Below are 22,875 nucleotides of genomic sequence, written 5' to 3' on the forward strand. Positions count from 1 at the left end.
GTCGAGGTAGGTCTCGGGCGAGGCCGCCTCGACATTTCGAATATAAACATTCGTCGCAGTAATCGTGAAGCCGCGACTTTTTCTCTCGCCTGAAAACTGAGCGGAGTGATCAATCACGCAATGACATTGCGCATCTGCGTAACAAACGAAATGCGTTTCCTGAGACGATTGCGGCTCAGCGATTAAGCCGCCAGCGGCGCGGTCCCGAACGCTTGCGGCAGCCTGACCTCGGCGCGAAAACCGTCCGTTCCGCGGATCAGCCGCACATCACCGCCATGCGCACGGGCGATCGATCGGCAAACCGCCAGCCCAAGCCCCGATCCCTTCTTGTCCGAAGCGATCGCCTCGTCACTGCGATAGAAGGGCTCGAACACCCGCTCCAGCTCATCATCGGCCAGCCCCGGCCCGTCGTCGATGATCTCGGCGAAGACATTCTCGGCATCGGTCCGCAGCCGGATCCGCGCGCGCGTCCCGTATTTGACCGCATTCTCCAGCAGATTGTCGAGCAGCCGGCGCATCCCCAGCACATCCACCTCGACCGGGGCCTGATCCGCCTGCTCGACGATAACTTCGCCGCCGACCATCCGCGCATCCTCGGCTACGTCGTCCACCAGCGTCCGCAGATCGAGCCGCTCGCGCGCACCGGGGGTTGATGCGTCGCGGATGAATTCGATGACCTGCGCGATCATCGCCTCCATCTCGTCGACTTCCTCCAGCAGCCCGTCGCGCACGTCGCCATCGTCGATATCCTCGATCCGGAAGCGCATCCGGGTGAGCGGAGTACGCAGGTCATGGCTGATCGCGCCGACCATCGCGGTGCGATCGTCGACGAACGCGCGCAGCCGCCCCTGCATCAGGTTGAAGGCGTGCGCGGCGCGGCCGATCTCGGCAGGTCCGTCCAGCGGCACGATCGTCGAGGCGGGCGAGCGGCCGAGCTGCTCGGCGGCGCGCGCGAAGCTCTGCAACGGCGTCACCAGCCGCCGCGCGAACAGCCACCCCAAGGGCAGCACGACGCCCAGCGCGATCGCGAACCACAGCAAAACGCGCCGCTGCCAGCTGTTGAGGAACGGCGCCGGCGCGGGCTGCACCACCGCCCACTGCCCGCTCGGCAGCTTCAGCGAGGCAACGAAATCACCCTCCACGAACGGCGCCTGCGCCAGCCCGAAGAGGCTTCGCCGCGTCGGCGTGATCGCGATAGGCGGCCCGGCCGGCTCCTCGTAAGGCGCGACCTGGGGGGTCGGCGCGAAGACCGGCGCCTGCAATGCCGGCGTGACAGGGGCCTGCGCGAACGTGCCCGGAAAGCTCGGCGCGGCCGCGGCGGGTGCTGGCTCGGCAGGGCGTTGCGCAGGCGGTGCGGGTGCCGGCGCGGCCTGCATCGAACCGACGATCAGCGGCGGTGCGATCCGCGAGGGCACCACGGCCGGGGCCTGGGTCTGTGCGATCAAGGCGCGATCCGGCAGCATCCGCCCGGCGCCGGGTGCGAAGCCCGGCGAGAGCGGCCGCGCTCCCGCGCCGCCCTCGAAGCCGGGCGTCGTGAAACCCGGCCGAGCCGCCGCGACGCCGCCGATCGGCACCTGCGCCGTCGCCGACGCCGTTGCTCCGCTCGTCACGGGCACCGCGCCCAAAGCCGCCGCGCTCGCCGCCGCGTCGCCCCCGCGCAGCAAGCCGGGCACCGCGGCTCCGCCGTCGCCCGGAATGAGCAGACCCGTGCCGGCGAAACGCGGATCGATACTGATCAGCGGTCGCGCACTATCCTGCCGAGAGAGGATCTGCCCACGCAGCTCGGCGGCCCTGCCCCGGCGGTCGGGCGCGATCAGTACCTGCTGCCCGCCCGGCGCCATCTGCCCGAGCGAACCTCGCCCCATCAATCCCGGCGGCAAGCCGTCGCGGGGCGGAGCCGCCCCGTCCAGCTGGTTGCCGCGCGGCATCGCCGGCATGTCCGGCGCGAACTGCGCGAGCACGAGATGTGCGGGCTGCTCGCCGACATAGGCCGCGGCCTTGAAGGGCGGAGCAGTGCCGTCATTCGCCATCGCCAGGCTGCGCGCCGCCGCCGTCCCCGCGAACGGCAGAGGGGTGTAAAAGGCCAGCGAGACGCGCTTGGGATCGACTCCCATCAGCTTGGCGAGCTCGCTGCGCGAGCGCTCGGACACGAGCCAGCCCGATCCGTTCACATCGGGCGGGCCGGGCTGCATGATCCTCTGCAGACCGTTGCCGCGCAGATCCGCGTCGGGATCGTCCAGCAAGGCTGCGGCGATATCGTCGAGCCCATATTGCGCTTCCGGCGCGGGAGGAAGCAGCAGCGTCAGCATTAGCGTCACGAGCTGGGCGACGACGAGCCCGCCGACGAGAAGCGCCATGATCTGCAATGCCAGCGGCGGCCCCCGCCAGCGTGGCCTGCGAACCCCGTTCATGCCCTCGACTTCGGCTCCCTGGCGTGCGCCGTCGCGTCGCCCAGCGTGCGATCTGGCGCCGCTATGTTGCACGCAGATTTCACGCAGGTGCCGTCATGCCCAGCCCAGCCGGTCCGCCAGCTCGGCGCCGGGCGTCGCCAGGTCCAGCCCAGATGCCGCCACCCAATCGTCATCGAAATAGGTCGAGGCGTAGCGATTGCCGTCGTCGCACAGGATCGAGACGATCGATCCCGCCTCGCCCGCCGCCGCCATCCGCTCGGCGATCCGCGCGCAGGCCCACAGGTTCGTCCCCGTCGATCCGCCGCACCGCCGCCCCAGCCGCGCGCTCAGCAGCCGTGTCGCCGCGACGCTTTGCGCGTCGCTGATCGCCATCATCTCGTCGATGATGTCTGGCAGGAAGCTCTTCTCCACCCGCGCCCGGCCGATCCCCTCGATCCGGCTGGCGCAGGCCTCCAGATGGGTCACCGCTCGATCCGCCCAATGCCGGTGGAACACCGATCCTTCGGGATCCGCCACGCACAGCCGCGTTGCATGCCGCTGATAGCGGACGAAGCGCCCGATCGTCGCGGACGTGCCCCCCGTTCCCGCCCCGCAGACGATCCACGCCGGCACCGGATGCCGCTCCATCGCCATCTGCGCGTAGATCGATTCGGCGATATTGTTGTTGCCGCGCCAGTCAGTCGCGCGCTCCGCGAAGGTGAACTGATCGAGATAGACGCCCCCCAGTTCGTGCGCGAGCCGCTCCGCCTCCGAATAGGCATCGCCCGGCCGATCGACGAAATGGGTTCGCCCGCCATGAAAGGTGATCGCGTCAATCTTCTCGGTCGCCGTGCCGCGTGGCACGACCGCCACGAACGGCAATCCCAGCATCCGCGCGAAATAAGCTTCCGAGACCGCGGTGGATCCGCTCGACGCCTCGACGATCGTCGCTCCGGGACCGATCCGCCCGTTGCAGAGCGCATAGAGGAATAGCGATCGCGCGAGCCGGTGCTTGAGGCTTCCGGTCGGGTGGCTCGATTCGTCCTTCAGGTAGAGATGGACGTCGGGGAAAGCCGGAAGCGGCACGGGCACGAGATGCGTATCGGCCGAACGGTTATAATCCGCCTCGATGATGCGGACGGCCTCGTCGGTCCAGGCGCGGTCGGAAGCGGGCGATCGGGCGGCGATATCGGGCAAGTACATGGCCGACCCCTAGCGGAAGAGCGGACGGGCGCACAGCATCAGACCGCTTACGATCATCGCGCAGGCTTGCGTGGCGCGTCCGTCGGCGCCAATCAGCCGGATGCGCATCGCTCTTTTCGAACCCGAAATCGCTGGAAATGTCGGCGCCGTCCTGCGCCTCGGCGCCTGCCTCGGCGTGGCGGTGGACCTCATCGAGCCGATGGGCTTCGCCTGGGACGATCGCCGGGTGCGCCGGACCGCGATGGACTATATCGATCATGTCGCAATCACCCGCCATGCCGGCTTCGACGCGTTCAGAGCGACGATCGGCGCGCAGAGGCTGATCTTGTTCACCACCAAGAGCCGGCAATCAGCCTACGATTTTCGCTTCTTGCCCGATGACATCCTGCTCTTCGGCAAGGAGAGTGCCGGCGTCCCGTCGATCATAGCAGAGAGCTGCGACGCCCAATTGCGCCTGCCGATGCGCCCGCAGGTGAGATCGATGAACCTCGCGACATCGGCAGCGCTCGCATTGGGCGAGGCATTGCGGCAAACCGCGACACTGCCGGGCTGACCGCGCGGCTGCGGCCGAGAAGATGACGGACGATCGTCGATCAGGACGCGCCGCAGCAGCGCTTGTGCTTCTTGCCCGAACCGCAGGAGCACGGATCGTTGCGCCCGATCTTGCCCGGCGCCGACGCGGCTTCGGGACGCGCACGACCGCCGTACAACGTCATCAGCAATCGAGCGAGCATCACTGGCGCCTCGTCGCTGACCGCGTTGATCTCGGCGCTCGTCAGGTCCGATCGATCGAACGCGACGTCGATCAGCGTTCGCATCTGGACGAAGGCATCCGCTACCGCTTCATCCGATGAAGCCCAGCCCTCGGGCGCGAGGTCCATCGCCATCGCGAACCCGCCGATCCAGTCCTCCCAGACGATGTCGCCGTTGCGCTCGACGTCGTAGATCGGCTTGGGCCGGCCGCGCGCGAAATCCCGTTCGATCTCGCTCTGCCGCGCCACCACCATGTCGCCGAACAGCGTCGCGTCGATCGGATCGTCGAAGGGCGGCGTCTCTCCATAGGCACCGCCCCAGATCGGCGGTAGCCACAGCGCCGGCGCCATCGGCGCCGGGCAGACCACGACTGCGGTGAGGTAGCCGTCCAGCTCGGTCAGCAGCATCGGCTCGTCGACCGGCAGATCGGCGAGAATCTCGTCGAGGCGGCGGAAGCGGGACGGCAGTTTCAGCAATCGCAATTCCTGTTCGGGTGCGCCCACCGGCGGGCGAATACTCCGCCAAGTGGCTCGCGCCAGCCTCGATCGGTGCACGCCTCTCCCGCAGATCGGAGGTGTCCGCAAGGCTGGCGGCATGAAGTCGCCCGGGGAACCGGAATCGCGTAGAGGCCCGCCCCTGCCTTGAAAGGATAGCAATTGCTCGACGGTCCCCGACTCGCCCCGCTCGCAGGCGGAAAGGCGAATGCCCTCGTCGTCCTCGTCCACGGATATGGTTCCAACGGAGACGACCTCATCTCGCTCGCCCAGATGATCCAGCCCGCGCTGCCTACAGTCGCTTTCGTGGCGCCGAACGCGACGTCGCGGATCCCCAACATGGCCAATGCGCATCAATGGTGGCCGATCGACACCTTCTCGCCGGCCGAACGCGCAGCCGGCGCGCAAATGGCGGCGCCGGCGCTGGACGACTTCCTGACGAGCGAGCTCGACCGCCACGGCCTGTCCGAAGACCGGCTCCTGCTGGTCGGCTTCAGTCAGGGCACGATGATGTCGCTCCATGTCGGGCTGCGGCGGTCGGCGCCGATCGCCGGCATCATCGGCATTTCAGGAATGCTGGTCGCTCCCGAGACGCTGGAGGCCGAGATCCGGAGCCGGCCGCCGGTCCTGCTCATTCACGGGACGGCCGACAATGTCGTGCCGTTCCGCTCGCTGGAGCTCGCATCGAAGGCGCTGACCGCAGCCGGCGTGCCGGTCGAGACGCATGTTTCGCCCGGCGTTGCGCATTCGGTCGGCCAGGACGGATTGTCCGCGGCCGCCGCTTTCGCAGTGCGCGTGCTCGCGTAACGCTTCTCTCCACGGCGGCCGGCCCCATATCGGGGTCAGCGAGCGAAAGGAGACACGCATGGCGACAGTAGCTGGCGACGCGCTGATCATCACCTGCCCCAGTTGCGCCGCGCCGAACCGCGTCCCGCGGGAAAGAATGGGTGGCGGGACCTGCGGGCGATGCAAGAGCGCGCTCTTCGCCGCGCGACCGCTTACGCTGACCTCGGCCAACTTCGACGCGCACGCCGCACGATCGGATCTGCCGCTGCTGGTCGATTTCTGGGCATCGTGGTGCGGCCCCTGCCGCCAGATGGCGCCCGCCTTCGAGGCCGCCGCCAGACAGCTGGAGCCGTGGATCCGCCTCGGCAAGCTCGATACGGAGGCCGAGCAGGCGATTGCCGGCCGCTACGGCATCCGATCGATCCCGACGATGATCCTGTTCCGAAAGGGTCAGGAGATCGCGCGCCAGTCCGGCGCGATGCCCGAGCGCGCGATTGTCGACTGGGCCCGCGGCGCCATACGATAACGGCGCTACCGCATCGGCCGCCCGCGCACTGTTTGGGAGAATTGCGATGACCACGCATCTGAAGATCGATTTCGTCTCGGACGTATCCTGCCCCTGGTGCGTCATCGGCCTGCGCGGTCTCGAGGAAGGCCTCGCGCGCGCCGCCGATGCAGTCGATGCCGAGATCGTCTTCCGGCCATTCGAGCTCAATCCCGCGATGGGGCCGGACGGGCAGGATCTCGACGAGCATGTCGCCCAGAAATACGGATCGACGCCCGCCCAATCCGCGGCGAACCGCGCGATGATCCGCGATCGCGCGGCTGAGCTCGGTTTCACCATGAAGATGACGGAGGGCAGACGCATCTACAACACGTTCGATGCGCATCGCCTGCTTCACTGGGCCGAGCCCCAGGGCAGGCAGAAGGCGCTCAAGGAAGCGCTGTTCGAGCTCTATTTCACCGACGGCGGCGATCCGTCCGATCACGACCAGCTCGTCGCTGCGGCAGCCTCAGTCGGGCTCGATCCGGATGAAGCGCGAGCGATCCTCTCCTCGGATCGTCATGCCGAGGCCGTCCGCACCGAAGAAAGGCTGTGGCAGTCGCGCGGGATCCAGGCCGTTCCGGCCGTCGTCATCAACGAACGTTACCTGATCTCGGGCGGTCAGCCTCCCGAGGCGTTCGAGCAGGCGCTGCGCGGGATAGCCGCCGAGCTGACGGCGGCTTGAAGCGGAAGACGATCCGCCAGTATCGAACGCTTCAGTCCCTCACCGGAGCTGGCTATCCTTGCTCCCGCGTCGATTGATCCCGGCCGCGCTGCGTTTTCCGTCGCGGATCGACTGACATGGTACGCAGGTCCGCACCCCGGGCAATGCCTCGCGCCGGCCTGCGGAGATCGTCTCTCCGCAGTCGTCGCAGTCGTCCGCGCCCTCCCCGTCCGGCATCCGTGCGCGCGCGGCCGAGACCGCATCCTTCACGGTGTCGTCGATCTGATCCTGCACCGCGCCGTCCGGCGCCCATCCATTGGCCATCGTCGTTCCGTTCTAGTACGGCATCAATGAGAACGGATGCCCGCCGGTTCCCCGGAGCGCCTCACGAGGCGATCAAAGCCTCCAGCGTATCGGTAATCGTCACCCGCAAAGCCGGGTCGCGCGTGACCTCCAGCATCGCCGCAAGACTTTGCCGAGCGGCGGCCACGTCCTGATCGACGAGTTCCAATCTGGCCCGCTGCCACCAGGCATGCGCATTGTCGGGCGCGAAGGCCGTGATCCGCCGATAGAGATCGAGCGCGCGACGGCCGCTGCCGCCATCCTCGGCGCGAACCGCTTGGTTGAGCAGCAGCCGGGCCAGGATCGCCCGGTTCGGCATCGCCGGCACCTCGACGACGTCCGATGCCGAAGGCCCCGCCGAGGCGGACAGGAGGGCGACGAGCTGCCCTGCGGGGACCAGCGCTCCGTCCGAGAACGGGTCGATCATGACCGACTCCGCCGGCTCACCGATCAGGACGAGCACGTGACCAGGCAGGTCCAGCACATGTGCGCTCCAGCCCAGCCGGCGCGCGGCCGCGACGTAGAGAATCGACAGGCTGACCGGCAGACCGCGGCGCCGGTCGATCGCCCGGATCAGATCCGCATTGGCGGGATCGTCATACGTGTCGCGATCGCCCGTAAAGCCATATTCTCCGTTCAGGACGAGCGACAGCGCATCCGCGCAGGCATGCGGCGATGCCGCGTCGGGCGCCACCGCCCGCAAACGCAAGGCGATCTCGGCGAGAAGGCTATGATAGGGATCGAGATCGGTTTCGGGATGATCGGGCAAGGCCAGCTGCAAGGCCGCCTCGTCGAGCACGATGGCCTCCTCGTCGATGAGGCCGAGCCGGGTGAGGTTTTCGTCCATGACAGGAATATGGGAATGGCCGGCGGAATCGCAAATCCGCCTGGGGCTGCGCCGAGCGGGCACGAACGCTTCAACTGACGTCGGTGAATGACGGTCGGAATAGGTGCCTGACCAATCTGCTGGTTTACATCAAAGTTCGTTGAGGATCGTGATTTGGCCGCAGCATTATTGTCGCCGAAATCGCGATCAACATCCGAAACGCTACGCTGATCGACCCACGAGCGATCAGAAGCGCCTCTGTGGGCGATGATCGCCCGCCCGGCTGTTTGACAGGGCTTATCGCGCATGATCGAACGCGCGTGATCGACCCCGGGGACAATCAGGGCGGCGACGGGAGGGCGAACACACTAAAAGGGGGTAGACCTGCGTGCGCGATGAATTGCCTGCGCTGATGAGCCGCCGCTCGCTCTTCTCGATGATCGGGAAGACGGCCGGCATCGCCGTCATGTACGAAGCTATGGCCACGATGGCCTATGCCGCCGATTCCACGTTCAGGCAGCCGATCGCGCTGACGGGAGCGCCCAAGGGTTCCTCGGTCCTGATCCTCGGCGCGGGGCTCGCCGGGATGGTCGCCGCCTATGAGCTCGGCAAGGCGGGCTACAAGGTTCAGATCCTCGAATATCAGGGCCGTCCCGGCGGGCGGAACTGGTCGCTCTACGGCGGGGACACCTATACCGAGCTGGGCGGCTTCAAGCAGAATATCGAATTCGACAAAGGCCTGTACCTGAACCCCGGCCCATGGCGCATCCCGCACCACCACAAGGCCATCCTCCATTATTGCCAGCTGCTCGGCGTCCAGCTCGAGCCGTTCATCCAGATCAATTATGCGGCCTATGTCCATTCGACGAAGGCTTTCGGTGGCAAGCCGCAGCGCTACCGATCGGTCGAGGCCGATTTCGACGGCTATGTCGCCGAGCTGCTCGCCAAGACGGTGCAGCAGGACAAGCTCGATCGGCCGGTGACGAAGGAGGATCGTGAGATCCTGCTGCAGGCGCTGCGCGGCTGGGGCGCGCTCGACAAGAATTACGCCTATGTCAAAAGCGAGGATGCGAGCAATCGCCGCGGCTTCGATCATCCCCCGGGCGGCGGGCTGGACGCGATGCCGACGCCGACCGATCCCGTCAGCCTCGAGGACATGATCCGCGGGCGCCTGTGGCGCTCGATCGGCTCTTCCAAGGCCTATGACGTGCAGCAGACGATGTTCCAGCCCGTCGGCGGCATGGGCATGATCGGCAAGGCGTTCGGCAAGGAACTGGGCGAGATCATCCGCTACAATGCGAAGGTCACCGAGATCCGGCAGGACAAGCGCGGCGTCACCGCCACGTTCGTCGATACGCTGAAGGGCGGGGCGCCGCAGACCGCGCATGCCGACTGGTGCGTCTGCACCATCCCCGCCTCGGTGCTCAGCCAGATCCCGATCAACGTCGGCGCGCCGATGAAGGCGGCGATCGACGCTCTGCCTTATGCAGCGTCGGCCAAGGTCGGCCTCCAGATGAAGCGGCGCTTCTGGGAGGAGGATGAGGGCATTTACGGCGGCATCACCTATACCGATCAGCCCAACAGCATGATCAGCTACCCCAGCACCGATTTCTTCAAGCGCGGCAAGGGCGTGCTGCTCGGCGCCTACACGTTCGGGCCGAACGCAGTCGAATTCACGGCGATGCCGCCCGAAGAGCGGATCGCGAAGGCGGTGGAATACGGCGCCAACATTCACCCGCAATATCGCGAGGAATTCGAGACCGGCGCGACGGTCGCATGGCACCGCGTCCCCTGGACGCTCGGCTGCGCCGGATCCTGGACCGAGGAAACGCGCGCCGCGCATTACAACGACATCTGCGCGATCGACGGCCGCATCGTGATGGCGGGCGAACATGTCTCGATGATCCCGGCGTGGCAGGAGGGCGCGGTCCTTTCCTCGCTCGATGCGATCGGGCGGCTCCACAAACGTATCGTGCAAGGGTGAAGGCGATGAACAGGATGCTCATGCGCGGGCTCGGCCTGGCGGCCGCGATCGCCCCGATCGCGATACTCGCGACGTCTGCCGGCGCGCAGTTCGCAGGCGGCTACCGCTATCAGACCGGCCAGGACCTCTACACGCACATCTGCCAGGGCTGCCACATGCCCGACGGCAAGGGCGCCACGGGCGCGGGTGCTTATCCCGCACTCGCCGGTAACCCGAAGCTGCAGTCGCCGCTCTATCCGGTGCTGGTGATGCTGAAGGGCCAGAAGGCGATGCCGTCCTTCTCCGAGCTGAGCGATGCTCAGATCGTCGAGGTGACTGGCTATATCCGGACCAAGCTCGGCAACAATTTTCCGGGCGCCGTCACGGCCGAACAGGTGAAGGCTCTGCGCGCGCAGGCGGTCCGCCAGAATGCGCTGCGGCCCGGCTGAGCGGTAGTCCGCTCGATCGATCCGATTTCGAGATCGGATCGATCGCATCAATCGGTTGGACCGATCGATCTCGCTGGAGCATGATTTGCTGCAGGAGATCATATGACGTTCGACCATCTTCGCATCTTCGTCGCCGTCGCTGAGCACGAACATGTCACACGCGCCGCGGCGATCCTCAATCTGACCCAGTCCGCCGCGAGCGGGGCGATCGCGGCGCTGGAGGCGCGGCACGGCGTTCCTCTGTTTCACCGCGTCGGCCGCGGCATCCGGCTGACCGAAGCCGGGCGCATGTTCCTCGACGAAGCACGGGCCGTGCTGGCGCGCGCGGCGCAGGCCGAAGAGGCGCTGGCGGACTATGCCGGTCTGCAGCGCGGCGCGCTGAAGCTCGTCGCCAGCCAGACGATCGCCAGCTACTGGCTGCCGTCCCGCCTTGCGAGCTTCCACGCGCGCTTCCCGCAGATCGCGGTCGATCTCGCGATCGACAATACGGAAGGCGCCGCGCGACGGGTACTCGATGGCGGGGCGGATCTTGGATTTGTGGAAGGCGTGATCGACGAGCCGGCGCTGGCGCACTGGACCGTCGCGCGCGATCGGCTCGCGCTGGTGGGCACCGCGCCCGCGACCGATATCGACGACGAATGGCTGCGCGCCGCGCGCTGGATTGTCCGCGAACAGGGATCGGGGACGCGCTCGTCCTTTGAGACGGTGCTGCGCGATCGGGGGATCGATCCCGCCGCGCTGACGATCGGCATGACTTTGCCATCGAACGAAGCGGTCCGCACCGCGGTCGAGGCGGGCGCGGGCGTGGCGGTCCTGTCGGCGCTGGTCGTGGCCCGCGCGGTCGCGGCCGGCGATCTCCACGAATTGCCGCTGCCGCTTCCCGAACGCCCGTTCCTCGCCTTGCGCCACAAGGAGCGCCATCGCAGCCCCGCCGCCGACGCGCTGGCCGATCTCATCAAGGACGACGCTAAGTGACCGCGGACATAAGGTACGTTGCGGCAAGGCTGAGGCCGTTGTCCGGCCTCGGCAATCCGCGCGAGATGATCCGCCAGTTCACGCCGAACTGGTTCGCGGCGACGATGGGCACCGGCATCCTCGCGCTCGTGCTGCCGCAGGTGCCCGGCGCAGGGCCGGCGCTGCGACCGATCGGCGAGGCGCTTTGGCTGTTCAACATCGCCCTCTTCACGCTCTTCGCGGGCCTCTACTCCGCGCGCTGGATCCTGTTCGGGCACGAGGCGCGGCGAATCTTCGCGCATAACACTGTGTCGATGTTCATCGGCACGATCCCGATGGGGCTGGCGACGATCGTCAACGGTATGCTGGTTTTCGGCCTGCCGCGCTTCGGCGCCGGCGCGATCCCGATCGCCGAAGCGCTCTGGTGGATCGACGTCGCGATGGCGCTCGCCTGCGGCGTGGCGATCCCGTATCTCATGTTCACGCGGCACGAGCATCGGCTGGACGGCATGACCGCGGTCTGGCTCCTGCCCGTCGTCGCCGCCGAAGTCGCGGGGGCGAGCGGCGGCCTGCTCGCACCGCATCTGGCGGACGCGCATCACCAGCTCGTCGTGCTCGCACTCTCCTTCGTGCTGTGGGGCTATTCGGTGCCGATCGCGTTTGGCATCCTCTCAATCCTGATCCTGCGCATGGCGCTCCACAAATTGCCGCACGAGAGCATGGCCGCGTCGAGCTGGCTCGCGCTCGGGCCGATCGGGACCGGCGCATTCGGCATGCTGGTGCTCGGCGGCGATGCGCCGGCCATCCTGGCCGCGAATGGACTGAGCGAGATCGGCATCGTCGCGCAGGGGATCGGCACGATCGCGGGGATGGTCCTGTGGGGATTCGGGCTCTGGTGGCTCGCGCTCGCGATGCTCATCACCCTGCGTTACTGGCGCGTGGGCATCCCGTTCAACCTCGGCTGGTGGGCGTATATTTTCCCGCTCGGCGTCTACGCCATCGCCACCTTTCGCCTCGGCACGGCGCTGCATCTCGCCTTTTTCGGCATCGTCGGCGCGGGGATGACGATCGCGCTTGCCGCGATGTGGCTGCTGGTGGGCGCCAAGACGCTGGCGGGCGGCTGGACGGGACATCTGTTCGTGTCGCCCTGCATCGCCGCATCGACCTAAAGCCGGCGGGATCGGCCGCGCCCCCCAACGCCCGACTGCGGCGCTTTCGCGATCCGCATGCCGATGAAGATCGGCGCCATATTTTCCGGCGCGAGGCGAAAGACCCGTGCAAGAAACTTGCGCCGAACTCGACGACCGATGCCGCATCCGGAGTCCGCGTGCGAACAGGCGCACATGTGGTGGTCGATCCGTGCGGTTTTCCGCTCATCTTCAGTCGGTGCGATACGCGCCATCGTCATAACTACATAATAAAGCTGCAATAATTTTGAAAGCTTCAGCCTCCGCGCGCCCCTTGCGCCCCTTGCGAACCACGGTCACGTTTTGCTGAGTTTAGCCGTCCCACGGGGCCGTGACGCGCTGATCCAAGGGGGAACATATGCCGGACGCAAAAGCTTGCCTGAACACGTGGCTGAGGGCATCCGTGTGCGTCGCAGCCCTTTGGATGGGAAGCGCGGCGAGCGCGCAGTCGGTACCGAGCACCACGGCGGCTGACGTCACCGAGACGCCGGCCGAGCAAGCCGCCGCGCAGGAGATCACCGTCACCGGTTCGCGCGTCGTGCGCGCAGGATTTGAATCGCCGACTCCCGTCTCCGTCGTCGGTGCCGAGGAAATCGCACGATCGGCGACGCCGAACGTCGCCGACTTCGTCAACACCCTCCCCGCCGTATCGGGCAGCGCGACCCCGCAGACGACGGCAAGCCAGGTCGGCGCTGGCCGGCAGGGCATCAACTCGCTGAATTTGCGCGGCATCGGCGATGTCCGCACCCTGACCCTGCTCGACGGTCGCCGCGTCGGCGGGATGATCAACACCGGCGTCGTCGACGTCAGCGAGTTGCCGCAGCAGCTGATCTCGCGCGTCGATGTCGTGACCGGCGGCGCTTCGGCCTCCTACGGTTCGGACGCGCTGTCCGGCGTCGTCAACTTCGTGCTCGACACCAAATTCACCGGCGTGAAGGGCGAAGCCTCTGGCGGCGTCACGACCTATGGCGACAACCAGAATTGGAAGGGCGCGCTGACCTTCGGCACGGGCTTCGCAGAAGGCCGCGGCCACTTCCTGCTGAGCGGCGAAGCCTCGCACGAAGACGGCGTCTACGACCCCAGCAACCGCTCGTGGACCGATGCCGGCTACGCCTTCATCAACAACCCGACCTACACGGCGACCAACGGCCAGCCGCGCGTCCTGCTGCGGCCAAACGTGGTGCTCAGCACGGCGACGCTGGGCGGCGCCATCGCCTGTTCGGCGACCTCGACCTGCGCCTCGCTGCGCGGGATCGCGTTCGGCCCCGGCGGGACGATGTACAATCTCGTCCCCGGCTCGGTCGTCTCCGATCCGATCATGTCGGGCGGCACCAATGGCGACAACAACCTCCGCCACGGCGTCGACAACAGCCTGGTACCGAAGCAGAACCGCCGCAATCTGTTCGCGCGCCTGAGCTTCGACGTCGCAGACGACTGGAATGTCTTCGCCGAGGGGATGCTGGCCCACCTCGATACCGACACCCGCTATTATTATGGCGGCTTCGCCAACAATCTGACGGTTCGCCCCGACAACGCTTACATGCCCGCCTCGCTGGCGACCGCGATCCGCGCGCTCGGCCTCGCTTCGGTCCCGTTCGGCACGATGAAGGGCGACAATGGCGCATCGGGCGCGCACGCCGAGCACGGCTACACGCGCGTCGTCGGCGGGTTCGACGGCAAGTTCGACGCGCTCGGCACCGACTGGAAGCTGGGCGGCTATTACCAGTTCGCGCGCGCCACGCTGACCAACACCGCGACCAATGCGACACTGCTGCCGAACTTCATGCGCGCCATCGATGCGGTTCGCGCGCCCAACGGCTCGGTCGTCTGCCGGTCCACCCTGACCAATCCGACCGACGGTTGCGTCCCCTACAATCTGTTCGGCACCGGCGTGAACAGCAAGGCCGCGATCGATTATGTGACCGGCGATCCGTATCAGCACAGCATCTTCAAGGAGAATGTGTTCAGCATCAACCTTGCGGGCGAGCCGTTCGACATCTGGGCGGGTCCGGTCTCGCTGGCGTTCGGCGCCGAGCATCGCACGGAATCGGCCAACGGTGTCGCCGACGCGATCACGCAGTCCAACCCAGGCAACTGGGACACGACCGGCGGCCTGCCGACGATCGGCAGCTACAAGGTTTCCGATGCCTATCTCGAAACCGTGATCCCGCTCGCCAAGGATGCGGGCTGGGCGAAATCGCTGAACCTCAACGCGGCCGTCCGCGCGGTGAAATATGATACCGGCACCTACGCCGCCTGGAAGGTCGGCGCCGAATATTCGCCGCCCATTTCGGGCGTGCGGTTCCGCGGCGTCGTCTCGCGCGACGTCCGCGAGGCAAACCTGGCGGATCGCTATGCGGGCGTGTTCCAGAGCCAGAGCTCGTTCCAGGATCCGAACAACAATCTCGCCGCGACGACGGCGCGCTCGCTGGCGTCGGGCAATCCAGACCTGGCCCCCGAAATCGGCAAGACCTATAGCGGCGGCGTCGTCCTTCAGCCGGTCTTCCTGCGCGGGTTCAACGCGTCGGTCGATTATTACAAGGTCAGCGTCAGCGACGCGATCGGCAGCCTGACCATCCAGCAGATCGTCAACCTCTGCTACGCCGGCAACACGACCGCCTGCGCCCTGATCGTCCGGACGCCGGGCGCCACCAACCAGTATGACATCGTCAACAAGCCGCTGAACCTGGCGTCGGAGCGGACCAAGGGTCTCGACTTCGAGGGCAGCTATCGCTTTAAGGTCGAGGACGTGGTGCCCGGCATGAACGGCGCGGTGAGCATCCGCGGGCTCGCCACGCATTACATCAGCTACAAGGTCAATTCCGGCCTTCCGGGCTCGCCGATCAACGAGCGGGCCGGTGCCGTCGGTCTGCCGTCGTGGCGCTATCAGATGTCGATCGCCTACATGACCGGCCCGCTCTCGCTGTCGGGCACGATGCGCGGGGTCAGCTCCAGCGTCATCAACAACCTCTATGTCGAGTGCACGAGCAGCTGCCCGGTCTCGACGGGCGACAACCCCACTTACGACAACATCCACGTCGCCGGCGCGACCTACTTCGATCTCGCCGCGACCTTCGAGTTCGGCTCGGACCGGCAGTACGAACTGTTCCTCAACGTCCGCAATATCCTGAACAAGGATCCGGCCGTCGTCGGCGCCGGCCCGACCGGCTACGGATCGTGGACGAACAACCCCGTCGCCGCCGCGCAATATGACGTGCTGGGCCGGGTATTCCGTGCTGGCTTTCGCTTTAAACTGTGACACGTTCGGAGCGTCGTGCCGGCGCGGCGCTCCGATGACCCAAGAGACGATCAGCAAGGCGATCGGCGGATGAAGGATGGAAAGATCATGAGGCTCGCTCCCCGCTTGCGCACACTGATGCTCGCCGCGTCGGCGCTCCTGTGTACGCCCGCTTATTCGCAGCAACCGAAGACGACGGTCCTCACCGGCGGCATGCTCGTTAGTGGCCTCAGCGTACCCCCGCTGCACAATGCCACGGTCGTCATCCAGGGCGAGCGGATCGTCCAGGTCGGCCCGGCCAGCCAGGTCCAGATCCCCGCCGGCGCGACCGTCATCGACACGAGCGGCCAGACGATGATGCCGGGCCTGATCGATGCCCACGCGCATCTCTTCATGCTGGGCTATGGCGACGAGGCCGACTGGTTCAAATGGCTCAAGACCGACGCCGGCAAGAAATACTCCATCGAGAAGATCATGGAGCTGTCGGGTTATCAGATGCTGATGTCGGGCGTGACCTCGGCAATCGATCTGGGCGGGACGACGCAGGACAGCATCACCGTACGCAACCGCATCAACAAGGGCGAGGTCGCCGGCCCACGGCTGCAGGTGGCAGGCCCGCTTGTCACGCGCGGCGCGTTCGCCGGCTTTCCCGCCGAAGCGTCCGCCGTCATCACGAGCCCCAAGGAAGCGGCTGCCGTCGTCGAGCAACTCTACAAGCAGGGCGTCGACGTCATCAAGGCGCACTCCGGCCTGACGCGCGAGGATTATTTCGCGATCGTCAAGGCGGCGCACGCGCACAAGATGAAGGTCCATGCGCACGTCTACGACGAGGCCGCGGTCCAGAATGCGTTCGATGCGGGCGTGGACGTGCTCCAGCATGTCGGCTCGGCCGGCTTCCCCCCTTACTCGCCCGGTCTCGTCCGCGCGATCGCCGAGGCGGGGCGCCCGGTTGTGCTCACCGCCGCGCACCGCAGCTGGATCTACCCGGACACGGTTGCCTTCCCCGAACGGCTGCAGGATCCGGCCGCCAGGGATCTGTTTCCGGCGGACATCTGGGCAGCCGTCCAGGCATCGTTCAAGGAATGGCCGGCAGAGGGCTATTTCGCCGGCATCAACCGTCAGATGCGGTATCGCAGCCCGCAGGTGAAGCAGTGGATCGAGTCCGGCGCCGTCATGGGCGTGGGCACAGACAGCGGCACGCCGATGAACTTCAACACGGACGGTCTCGTCCGCGAGATGAAGGTCCTCGCCGACGAGGGCGTTCCTCCTCTGGAGGTCATCGCCGACACCACCCGCGTCAATGCACGGATCATGAGCAAGCCCGATCTCGGCACGATCGAGCCGGGCAAGCTTGCCGATATCATCGTCGTGCCGGGTGATCCGATCTATTCCGACCTGACCGATCTCGCTTACGTGCAGGTCGTGATGAAGGGCGGCGTCGTTTATAAGCAGAATGGCAAGCCGCTGATCGAAATGCCGAAATGACGCGCGAGCGCAGCCCCTCTTCCGCCGACCGCGCGGCGCTCGCCGAGCGGCAGAGAGGCCGCGACTCTGCGCGAATGCGGACAAGGCCCGCCTGATTTCCCCAGTGCGTCGCGATGCCTGTCGCGACGCACTTTTCACGACGACAGACCGATTTGCTTGGGAACGCGCACATGACGACGGATGCCACCAAGGACGAGACACTCGAGAGCGGCGGCATCGGTCGCCGGCAGATGCTGGTCGGCGGGCTGACGACCGCGGCGATCTCGGTCGCGGCGACGCGCTCCGTCGCGCAGGCGCCCGCGGCGCAAGCCGGCGTCGGACGGCAGGCTCCCGACGCACCGCGGACGGCGCCCGCCGCGGTCGCCCAGCACCGGCCCGAAGTTCCCGGCCCCAACGGCATCGTCGCCGCCGGCCATCCGCTCGCATCGATGGCCGGGCTTCGCATGCTGATGCAGGGCGGCACCGCCGCCGACGCCGCCGTCGCGGTCATGGCGGTGCTGAACGTCGTCGAGCCCTGGGCATCGAGCGCTGCCGGCAACGGCCTCGCCACCTGCTTCGAAGGCAAGACCGGCAAGGTCACCGCGCTCGCCTTCACCGGCGCCGCGCCGCGCGCGCTGGACGATACCGCCAGCAATGCCGATCTGACCGCCGGGCCCAAGGCGGTCGTGACGCCGGGCTCGTTCGGTGGCTGGATCGAGCTGGCGCGGCGCTATGGCAAGCTGCCGCTCGCGACGCTTCTGGAACCCGCCATCGGCTATGCCCGCGACGGACACGCGCTGGACCCGTCCATCTCGCAGACCATCGCGCGGCAGCAGGCGCAGCTCGCCAAATATCCGACCACCGCGGCGATCTTCCTGCCCGGGGGCCGCCCGCCCCCGCCGCGCTCTTTGTTCAAGAATGTCCCGCTCGCGCGCAGCTTCCAGGCGCTGGCCGATGCCGAGACCAAGGCGCTCAAGGGCGGCGCCAGCCGCGATCGCGCTCTGCAGGCCGCCTATGATTATTTCTACACCGGGCCGATCGCGCAGGAGATGGCGCGCTTCTCGGCCGCCAATGGCGGCTGGCTGAGCCTGGAGGACATGCGCGCCTACAAGCCGAGATGGGCCGAGCCGGTCGCGACCACCTATCGCGGCCTGCAGGTGATCTGCTCCCCGCTGACCTCGCGGACCGGGCTGGAGACCTGCGAGCAGCTCAACCTGCTTGAAGGCTTCGACATCGCGTCTTTGCCCGCGGACGGCCCACAGGCGCTGCACCTGATCACCGAATGCATCAAGATCACGAAGGCCGACGTCTATCGCTATGCCGCCGATCCGGCATCGAGCCCCACGCCGGTCGCGACGCTGATCTCGAAGGAGTTCGCCAATCAGCGGCGCCGGCTGATCAATCCGGCCTGCGCCGGCGTGTTTCCCGCCGGTGCCGACATCGGCGGTTCTCGCCTCGCCCCGCGCGCGCCCAGCCCGGCCCCGCGCGTCCCCGGCGACACGACCAACATCTCGATCACCGACAGCGAGGGCAATGCGGTCGGCGTCACGACCACGCTCGGCGGCGGCTTCGGCGCCTGCGTGGTGATGGGCGACACGGGCATGCTGTGTAACAACGGCCTGCGCAGCGGCTCGACCGCGCCCTATCGCGACCATCCCAATTTCGTGAAGGGCGGGCGCATTCCCCTGCTCGGCAATTGCCCGACGGTCGTGCTCGACAAGGGCCAGTTCAAGATGGTGTTCGGCAGCCCCGGCGGCGAGACGATCGGCCAGACCCAGTTCCAGTATCTGATCAACGTCATCGATCGCGGCATGCCCGTCCAGGCGGCGACCGAGGCGGCGCGTATCGCGCTCGATCTCGATCCCGGCTTCTACACGCCGGGCGCGGCGATCACCGTGCAGCTGGAATCGCGTTTCTCGCCGGAGACCTTCGCCGGGCTGCGCGCGATGGGGCACAAGGTGGATTCGGTCGGCCCCTATTCGATCGGCAGCATCCAGGCGGTCCTGCAGACGCCGTACGGCACGCGGACCGCGGGCTCCGATCCGCGCCGCATGGGCTACGCCGTCGGCTACTGACCCGATCTCGAACAAGCACTGCGCGCACGCCGCGACGAAGGCAGACAGGGAATAGCGATGAAGGCTCTGAAGACGGCGGGTTTGGCCCTTGCGATCGCCCTGCTCGCGACGACTGCGCACGCCGAGGCGAATGCGGATTGGGCGCATTTCGGCGGCGACGTCGGCGACACCAAATATTCGGCGCTCGATCAGATCAATCTCGCCACCATCAAGCGCCTGAAGATCGCCTGGCGCGCGCCCGCGATCGATCCCGCCGTCAAGGCCGAGAACCCCAAGCTCGTCCTCTCGAACAATTATCGGGATGCCCCGCTCGTCGTCGGCGGCGTCCTCTACATGAGCAACCAGCTCGGCCAGGTCGAAGCGCGCGATCCGGGCAATGGGCATGTCCTCTGGCGGCAGGCCAGTTTCCCCGGCGATAGCCAGATGGCGGGCAATGCCAGCCGCGCGATCGCTCTTTGGGGCAAGGGCACCGGGGCGCGTATCGTCAGCGTGCGCGGCTTCTACCTCTATCTGCTCGATGCCAAGACGGGCGCCGTCGTCGAGGATTTCGGCGAGAAGGGCCGCGTCGATCTGCGGGCGGATCCCAAGACGATCTACTCCTGGACCGCGCCCGCGCCGATCGTCGTCAAGGACGTCATCGTCATCGGCGGCCAGCCGATCGCGATGGGGACCGCCGACATCAACAAGGCCTCGCTGGCCGGCGATATCCGCGGCTACGACGTCCACACGGGCAAATTGCTGTGGACGTTCCACACAGTCCCGCACGAAGGCGAGCCCGGCACCGAAACCTGGGAGAACGAGTCCTGGCGCCAGGGCGGCAAGACCAAGGTCTGGTCGGCATTCAGCGCCGACGAGAAGCTGGGCTACGTCTATCTGCCGCTGAGCGCGCCCGCGAACGATTATTATGGCGTGGCCCGGCCCGGCGCCAATCTGTATTCGGACTCGCTCGTCGCGCTCGATGTGAAGACCGGCAAGAAGGTCTGGCATTTCCAGACCGTGCACCACGATCTGTGGGATTATGACCTGCCGACCCCGCCGATGCTGGCCGATATCAAGGTCAACGGCCACCTGCGCAAGGCGGCGATCCAGGTGACCAAGACGGGCTTCGTGTTCGCTTTCGATCGCGCGACGGGCGCCCCGCTCTTCCCGATCGTGGAGACGCCCGTCCCGGCATCGACGATGCCCGGCGAGAAGGCGTCTCCGACGCAGCCGATCCCGGTGAAGCCTTTGCCCTTCGAGCGGCAGGGCATGAACGAAGATCAGCTGATCGATTTCACGCCCGCGCTGCACGCGGAAGCGGTCCAGATCATGAACCGCTACGTTCACGGCGACATCTTCACGCCGCCCTCGGTCGCGGGCGGTCCGGACGGCAAGCTCGGCACGCTCTATCTGCCGGGCTGGGTCGGAGGCGCCAACTGGACCGGCGCCGCGCTCGATCCGAAGACCGGCATCCTCTACGTCCCCTCGGTCAGCGTCCCCTGGATCGGACGCGACAATTACAAGCGCCCGCCGGAATCCAGCCTCTACATGGAAGGCCCGCAGGGCCTGCCGATGGTCAAGCCGCCTTACGGGCGGATCACCGCGATCGATCTGAACAGCGGCGACCATCTCTGGATGGTCCCCAATGGCGACGGGCCGCGCAATCACCCGCTGCTGAAGGACCTGAACCTGCCGCCGCTCGGCCAGGCGGGCCGCGCCGCGCCGCTCCTGACCAAATCGTTCCTGTTCCTCGGCGAAGGCGACATGGTCGGCCTCAGCATCCCGAAGTTCAGCGGCGGCAACATGTTCCGCGCTTATGACAAGAAGACCGGCAAGGTCGTCTGGGAAACCGATCTTGGCGCCGGCACGACGGCCCCGCCGATCACATACATGTACAAGGGCAAGCAATATGTCCTCGTCGGCGTCGGCGGCGTCAATCACCCCGCCGAACTCGTCGCGATGAGCCTCGAATAGGTCCCGGCGACATGCCCCTCCCAACCCTGAGCGCACGACGTGTCGATCATGTCAGCCGTGGAGCCACTATGACCCGTATATCTCGTTTGGCCCTGTGCGGCGCGGTCCTGGCCTGTCTTCCGCTCGCCGCGCAGTCGCAGGTGATCGACACGCCGGGCGTGACGTCGCCGCTCACGCAAGCCCAGATCTTGCGCAACTATCCGTCCAATGCCCTGACGGGCGCCGCAGTCGACAAGCCGGTCCTGCTGAAGAGCGAGGGCGGCATGTCGATCCGTGTCGTCAAGCTGGCGGAAGGCCTGTCGCATCCGGACGGGCTCGTGTTCCTGCCCGACGGGCACACGATGCTCGTGACCGAGCGCCCCGGCCGCCTGCGCGTGCTCACGGACGGCGTGCTCGATCCGACGCCGGTCGCCGGTCTGCCCGCGATCAACAATGTCGGTTTGGGCGGTCTGCACGACATCGTCCTGCATCCCGATTTCGCGAAGAACCATCTGCTCTACATTTCCTATACCAAGGAACGGGAGCCGCAGAAGGGCACGACCCTCGCGATTGCGCGCGCACGGTTCGAAAAGGGTCGCCTGACCGCACTGAAGGACATCCTCGTCACCGATGCGTGGGAAAGCCCGCTCGGCACCTATGGCGGGCGGATGATCTTCGGACCCGACGGCATGCTCTACATCAGCGTCGGCGACCGCGACGGCACGACGGCCAACGACGTCTCCAGCGCGCGTCCCCAGGCGCAGAACCTTGCCAGCCACATCGGCAAGCTGCTGCGCGTGCGCGACGACGGTTCGATCCCGCCCGACAATCCCTTCGTGAAAGACCCGAAGGCGAAGGGCGAAATCTACAGCTACGGCCACCGCAATGCCTATGGCATTGCGTGGGATCCCAAGACCGGCGAGATGTGGGCGTCCGAATTCGGCCCCTCCGGCGGCGACGAGATCAATCACATCCTCCCCGGGCACAATTATGGATGGCCGCTCGTGTCGATGGGCCGTCACTATTCGGGCCATCTCGTCTCCGAGCAGCCCTTTCACCGCGACGGGATGGACGATCCGCTCTTCTTCTGGAATCCCACCTTCAATCCCGAGAATATGATCTTCTATACCGGCGACAAATTCCCGCGGCTGAAGGGCAGCCTGCTCGTCGCGGGCGGCGGATCGAAAAAGATCGCCCAGATGGTCATCAAGGGCGATTTCATCACGCAGGGCGACACGATGCTGCACGACCTGAACGTGCGCTTCCGCGACATCAGGCAGGGACCGGACGGCAATATCTATGTCCTGACCGAGGGCCGGCTGCGCGGGCCCAACGATACGGATGGCATGGTGCTGCGGCTCGAACCGCCTGCCGCCACTGCCGCCCCCGCCGAGCGGACTGCGGATTCCAAGGCATCACCGGACTGAAGCCGGCAGGCCGCCTGCGTCCGGCGGCCGCCAATGCATGGCGAGGAGATAAGAGGTTATCTAGCACGGGCGGCGCACCACCCAGTTAAACAAACGGTTGTTTTAAAAAGATAAAAATGGATGTCGTACGGCAGTTGGGGACGAGGCGTGCGAAATTTCACACCACCGCGCGTAATCGAGTGTG

19 protein-coding genes are annotated in these 22,875 nt (G+C 66.7%); 13 read left to right on the forward strand and 6 right to left on the reverse strand.

The window, feature by feature from the left end; all coding sequences use genetic code 11:
- Positions 1–182: 182 nt before the first annotated feature.
- Together Q4F19_RS12335 and Q4F19_RS12340 are read right to left on the reverse strand one after the other, a co-directional pair.
- The gene (locus tag Q4F19_RS12335) at positions 183–2,411 is read right to left on the reverse strand and encodes an ATP-binding protein (protein WP_303542979.1); all 2,229 of its coding nucleotides are present in this window, start codon (positions 2,409–2,411) and stop codon (positions 183–185) included.
- Positions 2,412–2,504: 93 nt separating this feature from the next.
- Positions 2,505–3,593: a PLP-dependent cysteine synthase family protein gene (locus Q4F19_RS12340; RefSeq protein WP_303542981.1), complete on the reverse strand. Its 1,089-nt coding sequence runs from the start codon at positions 3,591–3,593 to the stop codon at positions 2,505–2,507.
- A gap of 100 nt (positions 3,594–3,693) precedes the next feature.
- On the opposite strand from Q4F19_RS12340, the gene Q4F19_RS12345 reads away from it, so the two are divergent.
- Positions 3,694–4,146, forward strand: a complete 453-nt coding sequence (locus tag Q4F19_RS12345; RefSeq protein WP_303542983.1) for a tRNA (cytidine(34)-2'-O)-methyltransferase — start codon at positions 3,694–3,696, stop codon at positions 4,144–4,146.
- 40 nt (positions 4,147–4,186) lie between these two features.
- Here the strand turns inward: Q4F19_RS12345 and Q4F19_RS12350 are convergent, their stop codons facing one another.
- Positions 4,187–4,849: a UPF0149 family protein gene (locus Q4F19_RS12350; protein WP_303542985.1), complete on the reverse strand. Its 663-nt coding sequence runs from the start codon at positions 4,847–4,849 to the stop codon at positions 4,187–4,189.
- 153 nt (positions 4,850–5,002) lie between these two features.
- Here Q4F19_RS12350 and Q4F19_RS12355 point away from each other — a divergent pair, with 153 nt between their 5' ends.
- From Q4F19_RS12355 to Q4F19_RS12365, 3 genes are read left to right on the forward strand one after another with little or no spacing between them, the layout of a single operon-like run.
- Positions 5,003–5,647, forward strand: coding sequence for an alpha/beta hydrolase (locus tag Q4F19_RS12355; RefSeq protein WP_303542987.1), 645 nt, complete (start codon positions 5,003–5,005; stop codon positions 5,645–5,647).
- A gap of 58 nt (positions 5,648–5,705) precedes the next feature.
- A complete protein-coding gene (gene trxC, locus Q4F19_RS12360) occupies positions 5,706–6,152 on the forward strand; it encodes a thioredoxin TrxC (RefSeq protein WP_303542988.1) in 447 nt (148 codons plus the stop codon).
- A 46-nt stretch (positions 6,153–6,198) separates the two neighbouring features.
- On the forward strand, positions 6,199–6,855 hold the full coding sequence (locus Q4F19_RS12365) for a DsbA family oxidoreductase (RefSeq protein WP_303542990.1): 657 nt from the start codon (positions 6,199–6,201) through the stop codon (positions 6,853–6,855).
- A gap of 39 nt (positions 6,856–6,894) precedes the next feature.
- Here the strand turns inward: Q4F19_RS12365 and Q4F19_RS12370 are convergent, their stop codons facing one another.
- Both Q4F19_RS12370 and Q4F19_RS12375 read right to left on the reverse strand, forming a co-directional pair.
- Positions 6,895–7,158, reverse strand: a complete 264-nt coding sequence (locus Q4F19_RS12370) for a DksA/TraR family C4-type zinc finger protein (protein ID WP_303542992.1) — start codon at positions 7,156–7,158, stop codon at positions 6,895–6,897.
- A 61-nt stretch (positions 7,159–7,219) separates the two neighbouring features.
- On the reverse strand, positions 7,220–8,023 hold the full coding sequence (locus tag Q4F19_RS12375) for a SirB1 family protein (protein ID WP_303542994.1): 804 nt from the start codon (positions 8,021–8,023) through the stop codon (positions 7,220–7,222).
- Between the two features lie 367 nt (positions 8,024–8,390).
- Here Q4F19_RS12375 and Q4F19_RS12380 point away from each other — a divergent pair, with 367 nt between their 5' ends.
- The 4 genes from Q4F19_RS12380 to Q4F19_RS12395 all read left to right on the forward strand — a co-directional run bounded on the left by Q4F19_RS12380 (position 8,391) and on the right by Q4F19_RS12395 (position 12,537).
- Entirely contained in the window at positions 8,391–9,986 is a 1,596-nt protein-coding gene (locus tag Q4F19_RS12380; RefSeq protein ID WP_303542995.1) for a flavin monoamine oxidase family protein, read from the forward strand.
- A 5-nt stretch (positions 9,987–9,991) separates the two neighbouring features.
- Entirely contained in the window at positions 9,992–10,414 is a 423-nt protein-coding gene (locus Q4F19_RS12385; RefSeq protein ID WP_303542997.1) for a c-type cytochrome, read from the forward strand.
- Between the two features lie 102 nt (positions 10,415–10,516).
- The gene (locus tag Q4F19_RS12390; RefSeq protein ID WP_303542998.1) at positions 10,517–11,389 is read left to right on the forward strand and encodes a LysR substrate-binding domain-containing protein; all 873 of its coding nucleotides are present in this window, start codon (positions 10,517–10,519) and stop codon (positions 11,387–11,389) included.
- A gap of 38 nt (positions 11,390–11,427) precedes the next feature.
- Positions 11,428–12,537, forward strand: coding sequence for a TDT family transporter (locus Q4F19_RS12395; RefSeq protein ID WP_303543000.1), 1,110 nt, complete (start codon positions 11,428–11,430; stop codon positions 12,535–12,537).
- Here Q4F19_RS12395 and Q4F19_RS12400 read toward each other — a convergent pair.
- The gene (locus Q4F19_RS12400) at positions 12,534–12,776 is read right to left on the reverse strand and encodes a hypothetical protein (protein ID WP_303543002.1); all 243 of its coding nucleotides are present in this window, start codon (positions 12,774–12,776) and stop codon (positions 12,534–12,536) included. The two genes, Q4F19_RS12395 and Q4F19_RS12400, sit on opposite strands and share 4 nt — an antisense overlap.
- A 203-nt stretch (positions 12,777–12,979) precedes the next feature.
- On the opposite strand from Q4F19_RS12400, the gene Q4F19_RS12405 reads away from it, so the two are divergent.
- From Q4F19_RS12405 to Q4F19_RS12425, 5 genes are all read left to right on the forward strand, one after another.
- Positions 12,980–15,814 carry a TonB-dependent receptor plug domain-containing protein gene (locus Q4F19_RS12405; RefSeq protein ID WP_303543003.1) on the forward strand — a complete coding sequence of 945 codons (2,835 nt, stop codon included), beginning with the start codon at positions 12,980–12,982 and terminating at the stop codon, positions 15,812–15,814.
- 87 nt (positions 15,815–15,901) lie between these two features.
- Positions 15,902–17,278, forward strand: coding sequence for an amidohydrolase family protein (locus tag Q4F19_RS12410; protein WP_303543006.1), 1,377 nt, complete (start codon positions 15,902–15,904; stop codon positions 17,276–17,278).
- Between the two features lie 170 nt (positions 17,279–17,448).
- Positions 17,449–19,332 (forward strand): gamma-glutamyltransferase family protein, encoded by a 1,884-nt coding sequence (locus Q4F19_RS12415; RefSeq protein WP_303543008.1) that lies wholly within the window; start codon positions 17,449–17,451, stop codon positions 19,330–19,332.
- Positions 19,333–19,389: 57 nt separating this feature from the next.
- Positions 19,390–21,285 (forward strand): outer membrane protein assembly factor BamB family protein, encoded by a 1,896-nt coding sequence (locus Q4F19_RS12420; RefSeq protein WP_303543010.1) that lies wholly within the window; start codon positions 19,390–19,392, stop codon positions 21,283–21,285.
- Positions 21,286–21,353: 68 nt separating this feature from the next.
- Positions 21,354–22,691: a PQQ-dependent sugar dehydrogenase gene (locus Q4F19_RS12425; RefSeq protein ID WP_303543012.1), complete on the forward strand. Its 1,338-nt coding sequence runs from the start codon at positions 21,354–21,356 to the stop codon at positions 22,689–22,691.
- The last annotated feature ends 184 nt before the right edge of the window (positions 22,692–22,875 follow it).

Origin of the sequence: Sphingomonas natans (genome assembly GCF_030546695.1) — a bacterium.
GTDB classification, from domain to species: Bacteria; Pseudomonadota; Alphaproteobacteria; order Sphingomonadales; family Sphingomonadaceae; genus Sphingomonas_I; species Sphingomonas_I natans.